The organism is Sulfitobacter sp. IGS-18, from assembly GCF_059628195.1.
On sequence record NZ_CM184556.1, the window covers coordinates 117,859 to 131,224 of the forward strand.

The 13,366-nt window shown below is 57.3% G+C and carries 16 protein-coding genes; 8 read left to right on the forward strand and 8 right to left on the reverse strand.

Features of this window, described 5'->3' with window-relative positions:
- Nucleotides 1-7: 7 nt before the first annotated feature.
- From ACWNZ3_RS00525 to ACWNZ3_RS00550, 6 genes are all read right to left on the reverse strand, one after another.
- Entirely contained in the window at nucleotides 8-808 is an 801-nt protein-coding gene (locus ACWNZ3_RS00525; RefSeq protein ID WP_496900833.1) for a ParA family protein, read from the reverse strand.
- The gene (gene rsmG, locus ACWNZ3_RS00530) at nucleotides 801-1,409 is read right to left on the reverse strand and encodes a 16S rRNA (guanine(527)-N(7))-methyltransferase RsmG (RefSeq protein WP_496900834.1); all 609 of its coding nucleotides are present in this window, start codon (nucleotides 1,407-1,409) and stop codon (nucleotides 801-803) included. The genes ACWNZ3_RS00525 and rsmG overlap by 8 nt, the downstream gene beginning before the upstream one ends.
- Nucleotides 1,406-3,268, reverse strand: a complete 1,863-nt coding sequence (gene mnmG / locus ACWNZ3_RS00535; protein WP_496900835.1) for a tRNA uridine-5-carboxymethylaminomethyl(34) synthesis enzyme MnmG — start codon at nucleotides 3,266-3,268, stop codon at nucleotides 1,406-1,408. Before mnmG ends, rsmG begins: the two co-directional genes overlap by 4 nt.
- A gap of 13 nt (nucleotides 3,269-3,281) precedes the next feature.
- Entirely contained in the window at nucleotides 3,282-4,568 is a 1,287-nt protein-coding gene (gene mnmE / locus ACWNZ3_RS00540; RefSeq protein WP_496900836.1) for a tRNA uridine-5-carboxymethylaminomethyl(34) synthesis GTPase MnmE, read from the reverse strand.
- Between the two features lie 31 nt (nucleotides 4,569-4,599).
- Nucleotides 4,600-5,871 carry a transcription termination factor Rho gene (rho, locus tag ACWNZ3_RS00545; RefSeq protein ID WP_114274041.1) on the reverse strand — a complete coding sequence of 424 codons (1,272 nt, stop codon included), beginning with the start codon at nucleotides 5,869-5,871 and terminating at the stop codon, nucleotides 4,600-4,602.
- 129 nt (nucleotides 5,872-6,000) lie between these two features.
- On the reverse strand, nucleotides 6,001-6,450 hold the full coding sequence (locus ACWNZ3_RS00550) for a CopD family protein (RefSeq protein WP_269363195.1): 450 nt from the start codon (nucleotides 6,448-6,450) through the stop codon (nucleotides 6,001-6,003).
- Nucleotides 6,451-6,854: 404 nt separating this feature from the next.
- Between ACWNZ3_RS00550 and ACWNZ3_RS00555 the strand changes: the two genes are divergently transcribed.
- Genes ACWNZ3_RS00555 through dnaQ form a run of 4 tightly spaced genes read left to right on the forward strand, consistent with a single transcriptional unit; the run spans nucleotide 6,855 to nucleotide 9,553 of the window.
- Entirely contained in the window at nucleotides 6,855-7,454 is a 600-nt protein-coding gene (locus ACWNZ3_RS00555) for a Maf family protein (RefSeq protein WP_114274043.1), read from the forward strand.
- Nucleotides 7,451-8,284 carry a shikimate dehydrogenase gene (locus tag ACWNZ3_RS00560; RefSeq protein ID WP_269363192.1) on the forward strand — a complete coding sequence of 278 codons (834 nt, stop codon included), beginning with the start codon at nucleotides 7,451-7,453 and terminating at the stop codon, nucleotides 8,282-8,284. The genes ACWNZ3_RS00555 and ACWNZ3_RS00560 overlap by 4 nt, the downstream gene beginning before the upstream one ends.
- Complete coding sequence (coaE, locus tag ACWNZ3_RS00565) at nucleotides 8,284-8,874, forward strand: dephospho-CoA kinase (protein WP_496900837.1); 591 nt, start codon at nucleotides 8,284-8,286, stop codon at nucleotides 8,872-8,874. Before ACWNZ3_RS00560 ends, coaE begins: the two co-directional genes overlap by 1 nt.
- On the forward strand, nucleotides 8,867-9,553 hold the full coding sequence (gene dnaQ, locus ACWNZ3_RS00570; RefSeq protein WP_269363189.1) for a DNA polymerase III subunit epsilon: 687 nt from the start codon (nucleotides 8,867-8,869) through the stop codon (nucleotides 9,551-9,553). The genes coaE and dnaQ overlap by 8 nt, the downstream gene beginning before the upstream one ends.
- Here the strand turns inward: dnaQ and secB are convergent.
- Both secB and ACWNZ3_RS00580 read right to left on the reverse strand, forming a co-directional pair.
- Nucleotides 9,550-10,050, reverse strand: a complete 501-nt coding sequence (gene secB / locus ACWNZ3_RS00575) for a protein-export chaperone SecB (RefSeq protein WP_496901925.1) — start codon at nucleotides 10,048-10,050, stop codon at nucleotides 9,550-9,552. The genes dnaQ and secB overlap by 4 nt on opposite strands.
- A 51-nt stretch (nucleotides 10,051-10,101) precedes the next feature.
- Entirely contained in the window at nucleotides 10,102-10,587 is a 486-nt protein-coding gene (locus ACWNZ3_RS00580; protein WP_496900838.1) for an FxsA family protein, read from the reverse strand.
- 104 nt (nucleotides 10,588-10,691) lie between these two features.
- On the opposite strand from ACWNZ3_RS00580, the gene ACWNZ3_RS00585 reads away from it, so the two are divergent.
- From ACWNZ3_RS00585 to ACWNZ3_RS00600, 4 genes are all read left to right on the forward strand, one after another.
- Nucleotides 10,692-11,351 (forward strand): Tim44/TimA family putative adaptor protein, encoded by a 660-nt coding sequence (locus tag ACWNZ3_RS00585; protein ID WP_496901926.1) that lies wholly within the window; start codon nucleotides 10,692-10,694, stop codon nucleotides 11,349-11,351.
- A gap of 41 nt (nucleotides 11,352-11,392) precedes the next feature.
- Complete coding sequence (gene mltA, locus ACWNZ3_RS00590) at nucleotides 11,393-12,385, forward strand: murein transglycosylase A (protein ID WP_496900839.1); 993 nt, start codon at nucleotides 11,393-11,395, stop codon at nucleotides 12,383-12,385.
- The gene (locus tag ACWNZ3_RS00595) at nucleotides 12,382-12,975 is read left to right on the forward strand and encodes a Smr/MutS family protein (RefSeq protein WP_496900840.1); all 594 of its coding nucleotides are present in this window, start codon (nucleotides 12,382-12,384) and stop codon (nucleotides 12,973-12,975) included. Before mltA ends, ACWNZ3_RS00595 begins: the two co-directional genes overlap by 4 nt.
- Before the next feature lie 96 nt (nucleotides 12,976-13,071).
- Complete coding sequence (locus ACWNZ3_RS00600; protein WP_496900841.1) at nucleotides 13,072-13,329, forward strand: hypothetical protein; 258 nt, start codon at nucleotides 13,072-13,074, stop codon at nucleotides 13,327-13,329.
- Nucleotides 13,330-13,366: the final 37 nt, after the last annotated feature.

The following is a 13,366-nucleotide window of genomic DNA, read 5'->3' on the forward strand; positions in this document are numbered from 1 at the left end:
CGTTTCCTCAGATTGAATTATTATGGATCAGTTCTTTTGCAAGCGCACGATATGCCGATGCGCCTTTTGACGTGCTGTCATAGGTAAGGACCGGCATCGCAAAGCTGGGCGCCTCGCTGACCCGCACGTTCCTTGGGATGACAGTCTTGAAAACAAGATCGCCCAGATTGCTCCGCGCGTCGCTTTCCACCTGTTGCGACAGGTTGTTCCGCCTGTCGTACATCGTCAGAACCACACCTTCGATGCGCAAATCCTTGTTTCCGCTTTGCCGGACCTCGCGGATTGTCAGCATCAGCTGCGAAAGCCCTTCCAGGGCGAAAAATTCGCTCTGCAGGGGAACAAGGATGGAATGCGCCGCGATCATCGCGTTGACTGTCAGCAGGTTAAGTGATGGCGGGCAGTCGATCAGGATATAATCCAGAGCAAAGGCGTCCATAGCCGTCTGCCTGAGCGCATCATGCAAAAGAAAGCTGCGTTTTTCATTTGATATCAGTTCGATATCAGCCGAGCTCAGATCAATTGTCGCCGGGACGATGTACAGACCTTCGAAATCCGTCTCCTGAATGACCTCGTTCAGCGAAATGTCTTCAAGCAGCAGTTCATAGGTCGTAAAATCACGCGCATCGCTTTCCACCCCCAGGCCGGTGGAGGCATTCCCCTGCGGATCCAGATCAACCACAAGCACGCGTTTGCCGGCTTCGACCAATGCAGCCGCCAGATTGATGGAGGTCGTTGTCTTTCCGACCCCGCCTTTCTGGTTTGCAACCGCAATGATTTTCGGCCCTTGGGGACGGGACAGGTCAGACACGCGATACATCCTTGATCAGCAAAATAGCGGCTTCAGCGCTGGTCTTACTCTTAACGGGGTCCAGGGAATATGACCACAATTGTCGTGCGGCTTCATCCTCTTTCCGCCAGTTCTGACCTTTTGGAAAGATAGCTGTTCCGCTCTTTGCCAGGTGCAAATCCGTGAATTCCAGGAGGGCCGGCAAATCGGCCAATGCCCGCGCTGAGAGAACATCTGCTCCCAAAGGCGGCAACTCTTCGATCCGCTCCGCAATCACCTTTGCGTTCAATCCAAGTTCCCGGATCGCGGTTCTCAGAAAAGTTGCCTTGCGCAAATCGCTCTCGACCAAGGTGATCCTGGCCTCCGGCCGCGCCTCTTTCGCGATGATCGCAATGACAATCCCGGGAAATCCGCCGCCGCTGCCCAAATCCACCCAATGTTCAAATTCAGGCGCCAATTCAAACAATTGAGCCGAGTCAGCAACGTGCCGTTCCCAGATGCCATCGACACTGGCCTTTGAAATCAGGTTGATCCTGACCGTCCAGCGTTCAACCAGTTCGGAAAACTGCGTCAGAAGATCCGTTGTTTCACGTGAAACATTCAAGCGGTCCAAAGATGTCATGCCCGCAACCGGTTATCCAGACGCCGCAGTCGTGACAGCAACAGGGTCAAGGCGGCAGGTGTCATCCCCTCGATCCGCGCGGCCTGGGCAAGATTGGCCGGTTTCGCCTGAATCAGCTTGCCTTTCAACTCGTTCGACAGCCCTTCAAGGGCATTGTAATCAAAATCAACGGGAATCTTGAACCCTTCATCCTTGCGAAGAACATCAATGTCCTTCTGCTGTCTGGCGAGGTAATTGGCATAAAGCGCGTCATATTCGACTTGTTGCTTGATCGACCCGTCGAGCGATTCAAGCTCCGGGAACAGGGGTTCAAGATCGGAGAACGCAACATCTGGAAAGGACAGCAATTGCATGCCGGTCCTACGGCCCCCATCCCGGCTGATCACGACGTCAATATCCGTGAGCTCCTTGGGAGTGAAGCTTCGGCCTTCAAGGATGGATTTAGTCCTGGTCAGGTCGCCGAGTTTTTGTTCAAAAGCCTCTTTTCTCCGATCAGATACGCAACCGATCTCGATGGCCAGCGGTGTCAGCCGCTGATCCGCGTTGTCAGCGCGCAACGAAAGCCGGAACTCGGCCCGGGAGGTAAACATTCTGTAGGGTTCAGTCACACCGCGGGTCGTCAGATCGTCGATCATCACACCGATGTAGCTTTCCGTCCGGCTGAACAGGATTTCAGGCTGCTGCCGAACAGATCGCGCCGCATTCAGACCCGCAACCAGCCCCTGCGCCGCCGCCTCTTCGTAACCGGTGGTTCCGTTAATCTGGCCGGCAAGGAAGAGCCCCTGCACATCTTTAAGCTCAAGACTTGGCTTGAGCGATCGCGGATCGACGAAATCATATTCGATCGCATAGCCCGGCTGAAGGATAACCGCCTCCTCCAACCCTTTGATCGAGCGGACATAAGCCTCCTGCACATCCTGGGGCAGCGATGTGGAGATCCCGTTGGGATAGATCGTATGATCATCGACGCCTTCCGGCTCAAGAAAGATCTGATGCGAGGTCTTTTCCGCAAAGCGCACAACCTTGTCCTCGATGGAGGGGCAATACCGTGGACCTGTTCCTTCGATCATCCCACCGTACATCGCTGAACGATCAAGGTTTTTGCGGATGATGTCGTGGGTGCCTTCGTTTGTATGGGTGATCCCACAGGAGATCTGCCGCGCAGTTACCTGATTGGACAGAAAGGAGAACAGCACAGGGTCATCGTCACCCGGCTGCAGCTGCAAATCCGTCCAGTCAATCGTGCGCCCATCCAGACGCGGGGGTGTCCCTGTTTTCAAGCGACCCATGCGCAGATCAAACTGGTCAAGCCGCTCCGCCAGCCGAACCGAGGGGCGATCGCCCATTCTGCCGCCGGAATGCGATACGTCGCCGATATGAATAAGCCCGCGCAGGAAAGTCCCGGAGGTGAGGATAACTGCACCAGATTGCAGCTTGGCGCCCGTCGCCAGTTCAACACCGGTAGCTCTTTTCCCTTCCATGATCAGATCGACAACTTCACCTTCCACAATGGTCAGATGCGGTTGATTTTCAGTCTCCCGCAGCATCGCTTGCCGATACAGCTTGCGATCCGCCTGGGTTCTGGGCCCCTGAACCGCCGGGCCTTTCCGCCGATTCAGCAGGCGGAACTGAATGCCTGCCTCATCCGCGACACGGCCCATCACGCCGTCCATCGCGTCAATTTCGCGAACAAGATGCCCTTTTCCAAGACCGCCAATGGCCGGGTTGCAGGACATGACGCCGATATCCTCACGCCGCATGGTGACAAGTGCCGTCTCCGCACCCATACGCGCAGCAGCATGTGCCGCCTCCGCGCCAGCGTGGCCACCGCCAATGACAATCACATCAAAATGTTTCACGTGAAACACTCCATCATTTCCCAATGCAGAAATTCGCAAAAATCTCGTCGAGGAAGTTTTCAACATCTACCCGGCCAATCAGGCTTTCCAACGCCTGAATCGCCAATCGCAATTCCTCTGCTGCGAAATCATACTGGTCCGCGCCGCCCGAAGCCATCACAATTGCAGATTGGAGGGATTCCCGCGCATGCAGCAAGGCGACGCGATGCCGTTCCTGGGTGGCAAGGCCAGCATTCTGCACGCGGCCTTCCAGGATGGACTGAATCTTCTGGATCAAGGCGGACAGGCCCTCGCCGGTTCGGCCTGAAATCGCGCCGGTCTTGTCCTGCCTCATGTCCGCTTTTGGCAGCACCTGAATGTCATCCGGCAAAGGTTGCACCATAAGCTTTTCATCTTCCTCACAGAGGAACACCCGCAGGTCTGCCGCCTCGCTCCGCGCCACGGCCCTTTGAACACCGATCTTTTCAACGCTGTCCTCCGTCTCCCTCAGACCGGCGGTGTCGAGGAAAGTCACCGGCAGACCGCCAATATCCATCCGCACCTCGATCACATCCCGGGTCGTGCCGGCAACCTCAGAGGTGATCGCAGCATCCCGGCCGGCGAGGGCATTCAGCAAGGTCGACTTCCCGGCGTTGGCGGGACCGATGATTGCCACTTCGAACCCCATTCGGATCCGCTCTGCCGCGCCAACCCCGGCGATTTCGGCGTCGATGCCTTGCATGACACCTTGCAGCAATGCTGTAACTTCCGGCGTGACATCAATCGGCACGTCTTCATCGGCAAAATCAATGGTGACGGTCAAAAGCGAGGCGGACCTGATCAGATCCAGGCGCCATTGCTCTACCCGTTCACCAAGTTTTCCTGAAAATCCAAGCATGGCCTGCTTGCGCTGCGCTTCGGTCTCCGCGTCGATCAAATCGCCCAGACCCTCGATCTGCACCAGATCCAGACGGCCGTTCTCAAGCGCGCGTCGTGAGAATTCGCCAGGTTCGGCAAGACGGGTATTGGGGAAGGCGCCCAAACACCGCAGCACCGCGCGGATGACCGCAATGCTGCCATGCAGGTGAAATTCAACAACATCCTCGCCGGTGAAACTATGCGGTCCGGCAAAGCGCAGGACAAGTGCCTGATCCAGAAGAGAGCCGTCCGGCCCATGCAGGTTCCGAACAGCAGACCGCCGCGGCTCCGGCAGGGAACCGGCCAGGGATTCACCTATGGCGAAGGCGTCCGGGCCAGAAACCCGGACAACCGCAACCCCTGCCCGGCCCATGACAGTTGCCTGGGCGAAAATCGTGTCCATTTCACTTAACCTATTGTTATTAAATAATAACTCAGGTGTTCATTGAATCAAAGAAATCCGAGTTAGACTTGGTTTGCTTCAGTTTGCCGATCAGGAACTCGATGGCATCTGTGGTGCCCATCGGGTTCAGAATCCGGCGCAGGACAAAGGTTTTCTGCAGATCAATCTTCTCGACCAGCAGGTCTTCCTTACGGGTGCCCGATTTGAGAATGTCGATGGCCGGGAACACGCGTTTGTCCGCAATCTTGCGATCCAGAACGATTTCAGAGTTACCCGTGCCTTTGAATTCTTCAAAGATCACCTCGTCCATCCGGCTGCCGGTGTCGATCAGCGCGGTTGCGATGATGGTCAGCGATCCGCCCTCTTCGATGTTCCGGGCCGCCCCGAAGAAACGCTTGGGGCGCTGCAGCGCGTTCGCGTCCACACCACCGGTCAGAACCTTGCCGGAGGACGGCACCACGGTGTTGAACGCACGGCCAAGGCGGGTGATGGAATCGAGCAGGATCACCACGTCGCGCTTGTGCTCGACCAGCCGCTTTGCCTTTTCGATCACCATCTCGGACACGGCCACGTGGCGTGTTGCCGGCTCGTCGAAGGTGGAGGAGACGACCTCACCCTTGACCGACCGCTGCATGTCGGTGACTTCCTCGGGCCGTTCGTCGATCAGCAGAACAATCAGGTAGCATTCCGGATGGTTCTTCTCGATCGAGTTGGCGATATTCTGCAGCAAAACCGTCTTACCCGTCCGCGGCGGCGCAACGATCAGGCAGCGCTGGCCTTTGCCGATGGGCGATACCAGGTCGATGATCCGGGCCGACCGGTCCTTGACCGTGGGGTCGTCCACTTCCATCGTCAGGCGCTCATCCGGATAAAGCGGTGTCAGGTTCTCGAAAGCGACCTTGTGGCGCGCCTTCTCCGGTTCTTCAAAGTTGATCTTGGTCACTTCGGTCAGGGCAAAGTAACGCTCGTTGTCGTCAGGTGCCTTGATCAGCCCTTCGATGGTGTCACCGGTCCGCAGCGACCATTGGCGGATCATGTCGGGCGACACGTAGATGTCATCGGGGCCAGGCAGATAGTTCGCCTCTGGCGACCGCAGGAAACCGAAACCGTCCTGAAGCACCTCAAGCACACCATCACCCGAGATTTCCCAGCCTTCATCCGCGCGTTCGCGCAGGATCTGGAACATCATCTCGCCCTTGCGCATGGTGGAGGCGTTTTCGATCTCAAGCTCTTCGGCCATGGCGAGAAGGTTCTTGGGCGTCTGCGCCTTCAGATCGGCAAGGTTCAGTGTATCTGTTGTCATGGAAAATCCCGTTCAGCGGCAACACGCAGGGCGTTGGCTGGTCATCATTGCAATGTTGAAGCTAGGCAATCACCCCGGACGGGGCGTTGCGATGGGATATAGGGCCCGGCAGGCGCGGAGTCAATCAGCTCAGAACTTCACGACCACCGAAAGGACAATCACGATCATCAGAACGGTCGGAACTTCGTTCATCAGGCGGTATTGCCGTCCCGTGAACTGGTTCCGCCCCTCGCCAAACTCCCGCATCCGCGCCATCAGCCATTCATGGAAACCGGTCATCGCGATGACGCAGGCCGCTTTCGTATAGGGCCAGATCGCCGACCAATCCACGATCCCCGGTGTGAAGACAAGGGCAAGGCCGAAAACCCAGGTTGCGATCATCGCCGGTCTCATGATCACCGTTGCCAGCTTGAATTCCATCTGGGTGAAAATGTCGTGGGTGCTGCCGCTCAATCCCGCTTTCTCGGTATGATGGACAAACAGACGCGGCAGATAGAACAGCGCAGCCATCCATGAAATCACGGAGATGATGTGCAGCGATTTGGTCCAAGGGTAGGCGAGGGCTAGAAGGTCAGACATATCCCACTCCGGTTTCTGTGCCCTTCTAATAATAATAAAGAAAAGAAGAAAGATGATGTAGTATGTAGGGAGCCAGGAAACTGTGGATTACTCTCTTTCACCCGCAGATGTCCCCAGTCGGATAACGGTTCAGGCGCTGTGTGCATAACATCTCGTCAAGAGCCAAAAATCGCCCCAGAATCTGCTATGTGACCTGTCTCACCGGGTTTGGCCCTGTGGATATCCATAAGGATAATTTTAACGAAAACCGATTCCTCCCGGATCCGGACTTGTCCTTTTCCACGCGGGAACTTTTACGGCATAAGGCGGCGAGATCGTCGGAGAACCCGCTGTTTCCGGGTGGGCTGTCGCTCTCGGTAAAAAGTCCTTAATTACTCCTTAACGTCTTACACAGGGTTATCCCCATGTCTCAGCCGATCATACTGGCATCCGGATCGTCCATCCGCGCGAAACTGTTGCAACAGGCCGCCGTCCCTCATTCGGTCGAAACTGCCCGGATTGACGAAGAGATGATAAAGTCCGCGCTTATCGCTGAAGAGGCGCCGCCGCGCGACATCGCTGATACGCTGGCCGAAATGAAGGCGCGCAAGATCAGCGACAAACATCCTGATGCGCTTGTCATCGGATGTGATCAGGTCCTGGATCACCGGGGAAAGCTGCTGTCCAAGCCTGACAGTCAGGAGGATGCGATCCGCCAGCTTACCCAGCTGCGTGGGGACCGGCACATGTTGTTGTCCGCGGCTGTCATCTGCGAGGGCGGAAAACCGATATGGCGGCATGTCGGGCAGGTCAGACTGCGGATGCGCGACATTTCAGACAGCTATCTGAACGACTATGTCACCCGCAACTGGGAGAGCATCCGACATGCCGTCGGATGTTATAAACTGGAAGAGGAAGGATCGCGATTGTTCACCTCCATCGAAGGGGATTACTTTCACGTTCTGGGTATGCCATTTTTGGAACTCCTGAACTATCTGGCCTTGCGCGGAGACCTTGCGACATGACATTGCCGAAAATACCGCTTGCAGGCGTGATTGGATCACCGATTGCACATTCCAAATCGCCACAATTGCAGGGGCATTGGCTGAAAACATATGGAATTCCAGGGTATTACATCCCCATGGATGTCTCTGTTCAGGATCTTGAGACCGTTGTCCGGTCACTGCCAAAGATGGGTTTTGTCGGTGTGAATGTCACCATTCCCCATAAAGAAGCGGTGATGGAGATAGCTGATCTCGTGACAGATCGCGCAATCCTGATTGGTGCGGCGAACACGCTGATCTTTCGCAAGGATGGCAAGATTCATGCAGATAACACAGATGGTTACGGGTTTATCGAGAACCTGAAAGCAGGTGCGCCCAACTGGAACCCCAAGTCCGGCCCGGCGGCGATCCTGGGTGCCGGGGGCGCGGCACGGGCGGTGATTGCATCGCTGCTGAATGCCGGCGTGCCCGAGATACTCCTTTCAAACCGTACCCGCGTCAGGGCGGAGAAGCTGAAATCGGATTTCGGCAGCAGAATCCGTGTCTATGACTGGGTTCAGGCAGGCAACATGCTGGATCATGCGCATCTTGTCGTGAACACGACGTCGCTCGGCATGATCGGCAAGGGCGAGATGCGGGTGCCGTTGGACGGGCTGCAGCCCGGTGCGGTGGTAACCGATCTTGTCTATGCCCCGCTGAAGACCCGGCTGCTTGAAACCGCCGAACAGATGGGATGTGTCACCGTTGACGGTCTGGGGATGTTGCTGCATCAGGCCGTGCCGGGGTTTGAACGCTGGTTTGGCAAACGCCCGGAGGTGGACCGCGCAACCCGTGCGGCCGTTCTGCGCTGATGTTCGTACTTGGTCTGACCGGGTCCATTGGCATGGGCAAATCCACGACCGCCCGCATGTTCGCTGATGAGGGCTGTTCCCTCTGGGATGCGGATGCAGCCGTACACAGGCTTTATGATGTGAATGGCGCGGCGGTGGCCCCGATACAGAAGGTTTTTCCGGATGCTGTTCAGGATGGCGCGGTTTCGCGGCTGATCCTGAAAGAGATCATCAGCCAGACGCCGGACGCCCTGAAAAAGATCGAAAGCATCGTGCATCCGCTTGTCGCGCAGGATCGTGCCGTGTTCCTGGAGCAGGCAACGGCGGATATTGTGGTCCTGGACATCCCCCTGCTATTCGAAACCGGAGGACAGGCGCGGGTCGATGCCACGGTCTGCGTTTTCGTCGATGATGAGACACAGCGGCAACGGGTGCTGGAACGCGGTACGATGACCCCAGCCCAGTTCGAAGCCATCAAGGCGAAACAGATGCCGGCCACAGAAAAACGCGCCCTAGCGGATTATGTGATCGAAACGGATACGATCGAACATGCAAGCGCGCAGGTGCAGGATGTCGTGAAGGACATTCGGGAGAGGTTGAAAAATGCGTGAAGTTGTCCTTGATACGGAAACCACCGGTTTCGATCCCGAGACAGGCGACAGGATCGTCGAAATCGGCGCGGTTGAACTGATGGGCCATATGGCCACTGGCCGGACCTATCACCAATACATCAATCCCGAGCGCGCGATGCCGGACGAAGCCTTTCAGGTACATGGGCTGGGCGATGATTTCCTGCGGGACAAACCCAAATTTGCGGAGATCGGTCAGGCGTTCCTGGATTTCATCGGCGATGCCAAGCTGGTGATCCATAACGCCGCTTTTGACATCAAGTTTCTGAATGCAGAGTTGAAATGGATGAACCTGCCGCAGATACCCTGGGAGCAGGCCATAGACACGCTTGCCATCGCCCGGAAAAGGTTCCCCGGTTCGCCCGCGTCCCTTGATGCGCTGTGCCGGCGTTTCAACATAGACAATTCATCGCGGACCCTTCACGGGGCGCTTCTGGACAGTGAAATTCTGGCGGAAGTCTATCTTGAACTGATCGGCGGGCGGCAGCCGGATTTTGCGCTATCGGCAAAACCGGAAGCGGCGTCAGGGGAAACGCAGGCCGAATGGACTCCGAAGCCAAGGGCAAATCCCCTGCCCTCCCGATTGTCGGAAAAAGAGGCCGCCGCCCATGCCGAGTTCATCGGCAAGCTGGGCGGCGACGCCATGTGGGGTAAGGGTTAGGCGTCTGCCTTGGGCGGCGTTTCGGCCTGACGGCGCGCAACCTCGTTGCGGTACATCGACATGAAGTCGATGTTTTCCAGGTTCAGCGGCGGGAAGCCGCCATCGCGCGTGATGTCGCTGACGACGCGGCGCAGGAAGGGAAAGATCATCCGCGGGCATTCGATCAGCAGGAACGGGTGAATCTGGTCGTCCGGCACGTTCTCGATGTGAAAGACGCCGACATAATCCAGCTCAAGCACGAAAAGCGTCTGATCGCCGCCCTTGTTCTTGGAGGTGATATTCAGCTTGATCGCGGATTCGAACTGATGATCTGCCGGGCGCTTTTTCGCATCCAGATTGACTTGTACCTGCACATCGGGCTGCACATCTGTGGGCGCCCCTTTCTGTGCCATGATGTTCTCGAATGACATGTCACGGATAAATTGGCCCAACACGCGCATTGTTGGTGCGGTTGGTTGTGCAGCTGCTTCTTCGGCCATGGAAATTCCCTCGGTAATATTGGTTGGACCCGCACTTATCAGGTTGCGCGAGTGCCCTCAATGCCTTCGCTATTGCTTCGTCCATCCCGATGGCTTTTGTGACCCCTGATCAGACTGCGGGATCTCGTGGTAGTCGCCGTCGATCACATCGCCGCCCCTTGTCCGGTGTGGATCTGGGCGCGGGGCTCCATGTGTGGAAAAGTTCTGGACATGGACGCGGGCGCGCAGAAACTCGAACGCGGCCTTGCGCACGCCGGGGATCAACAGGGAAAAGCCGACCGCATCGGTGAAAAACCCCGGTGTCAGCAACAAAGCGCCGGCGAAAAGGATCATTGCACCATGCGCCAGAGGTTCGGTCGGATCGCGCATGTCAGAGAAGGAACTGCGCAGCTGGCTCATTGCGATGGCACCCTGTGACCGGGCCAGCGACGCACCCAGAATGGCCGTGATCACAACGATGGCCAGGGTCCAGCCCAAGCCGATGGCACCACCGATCTGGATGAACAAGGTGATCTCGATCAAGGGGACGGCGAGGAATGCGATCAATAGCCACATGTGAAAGGTTCCTTATATGGGGGGCAGAGTGGACTCGCCCCGGTCAAGCACCTACATAAGTCTTCAGCCATCGTGTTTCCATGTTTTCACCCCAAGAGGTTCCAATGAATTCACCCATGATACAGCTACTGGTCTTGGCCGGCATCGCGGTATTTCTCATCCTGCGCCTCAAGAATGTGCTGGGCACCCGTGAAGGGTTTGAAAAGCCGCCTGTTGCTGACCAGACCTCGCAGCGGCGCGGCGGCCCCGCGCTGGAGGTGATCGAAGGCGGTCCGGATCTCGATATTGCGGACCATGTTCCCGAAGACAGCGATGCGGGCAAGGCGCTGGCACGGATGAAGCGGATTGAACCCTCCTTTGGTGTCAGCGATTTTCTGAGCGGCGCGCGCGGTGCCTATGAAATGATCGTCATGGGATACGAAAAGGGCGAACTGGCGCAGATCCAACCCTTCCTGAGTGAAGAAATCTATGAAAGCTTTGTCGACGGTGTGGCCGCGCGCGAGGATCAGGGCCTGACCATCGAGGCGAATTTCATCGGTGTCCGTGAGACAGAATTGGTAGACGCAAGGCTTGACGACGCTACAAATGAAGCGGAACTTAAAATTCGCTTTGTTGCCGAACTTACCTCGGCTGTCCGCGACGCGGGCGGTGATATTATCGAAGGCAGCACGAAAGAAATTAAGCGCCAGAAAGACACTTGGGTTTTTGCGCGCATCATGGGCTCGGATGATCCGAATTGGATGCTGGTTTCTACAGACGGCTGATCCATGCGGTTCTTGCATTGGTATGGACGGGGGTTGCAACAGTGACCCCCGCTTCTGCGAGTGATGTCTCCTATAAGGTGATGGAGTTCGATCAGCTGGTTGGCTGGGCTGATGATGACCATGCCGCAGCGCTCAAGACCTTTCTGAACACCTGCCGGGATCTGGACGATCTGGATTGGACCGCCGTTTGCAGATTTGCGCAGACCAACCCTGAACCGCGTCAGTTCTTCGAGCTGTTCTTTAGACCCGTGCTGATCGACGACGGGCAGGATGCCCTGTTCACCGGGTATTTCGAGCCCGAGCTTGACGGTGATCTCTACCGGTCCGAGCGCTTTCGCTATCCGATTTACAAGATGCCGAACGAGGCCCTGGCCCAGAGCCCCTGGCTGACCCGCCGCGAGATTTTGGACGGCGATGTGATGGCGGGCCGGGGTCTGGAAATCGCCTGGGTCGATGACCCTGTTGAATTGTTTTTTCTGCAGATCCAGGGTTCGGGCCGCATCAGGCTGCCGAATGGCAAGTATATCCGGGTCGGGTATCGCGGGGCGAATGGCCATCCTTACAAATCCATCGGGGTGGAACTGGTCCGCCGTGGCGTCTACCAACCACATCAGGTCAGCGCGCAGGTGATCAAGAACTGGGTACGGCGAAATCCGGAAGACGGACGCGAACTGCTGTATCACAACCCGTCCTATGTCTTTTTCCGCGAGGTCAGCAAGGTCCCGGCGGACCAGGGGCCGCTGGGCGCCATGAACCGAAGCGTGACCACCCTGCGTTCCATCGCTGTTGATCCGGCCTACGTCAGACTTGGTGCGCCGGTCTGGATCGAGAAAGAGGGCGAGAAACCTCTGCATCGCCTGATGATCGCGCAGGATACCGGATCGGCGATCAAGGGCGCGCAGCGGGCGGATATCTTTTTTGGCACCGGGGATCAGGCCGGTCTGGCGGCTGGCAAGCTGCGTGATCCCGGCCGGATGATGGTGCTGATGCCGATCCAGCGCGCCTATGCCCTGCTGCCCGAAAGCGCGATATGAAGCGCAGCTCCCGGAAACCGCGTTTGAACGACGACGACCTGGAATTGTGGCGTCGGGTGACAGAACGCACCGAGAAGCTGGACCTGAAATCGCTTTTCACGCCGGAAATCGACGCCCCGCCGCCGTCACCCGCTGCACTGAAAACGGGCCGGTCCGCGCTTTTGGGAAAACCCAAGCCAAAGCCGCGCCGCAGGACGTATGATCTGATGCCTTCCCTGCCCGATCAGGTCCGGTCGGCCCCGGTGCAGATGGACAACAAATCCTTTGGCAAGCTGAAACGCGGCAAGCTGCGGCCGGAAGGGCGGATCGACCTGCACGGCATGACACTGGACCGGGCGCATCCGGCGCTCAAGCATTTCATCCAGACGTCACATCGCAATGGCAAACGTCTGGTCCTTGTGATCACGGGAAAGGGCAAGCAACGGGACGATGGCGGGCCAATCCCGGTCCGCTACGGCGTGCTGCGCCACCAGGTCCCGCAATGGCTGTCGTCCCCGCCGCTGTCATCCGTCGTGCTGCAAGTCGCCCAGGCGCACATCAGCCACGGGGGCAGCGGTGCCTATTATGTCTATCTCCGGCGGCAGCGTTAGGCTCTGGACCCATTAATCTTATGTGCTCAGTTTGACAGATTTTTTCGCAGACTAGGAACTTTTGATACGCTGAACGGCGGCGCGGGCAATGACCTTTTGTTCGGGTTCTTCAACGCGGATACCTTTGTCTTCGAGGCGGGTCACGGCAATGACACCATCGGTGATTTCGACGAGTTCAACGCGGGCGAACGGATCGATTTCAGCGGTCTTGGCACGATGAACAACCTGACCCAGGTGATGAACGCCTCGACACAGGTTGGCAACAACGTGGTCATCAACACCGGTGGCGGCAACTCCATCCAGTTGAATGGCGTGCAGCTTGCCGACCTCGACGCGAGCGACTTCATCTTCTGAGGAAGCAGTCAGCCGGGAGCGCCCCAGGGGTGCTCCC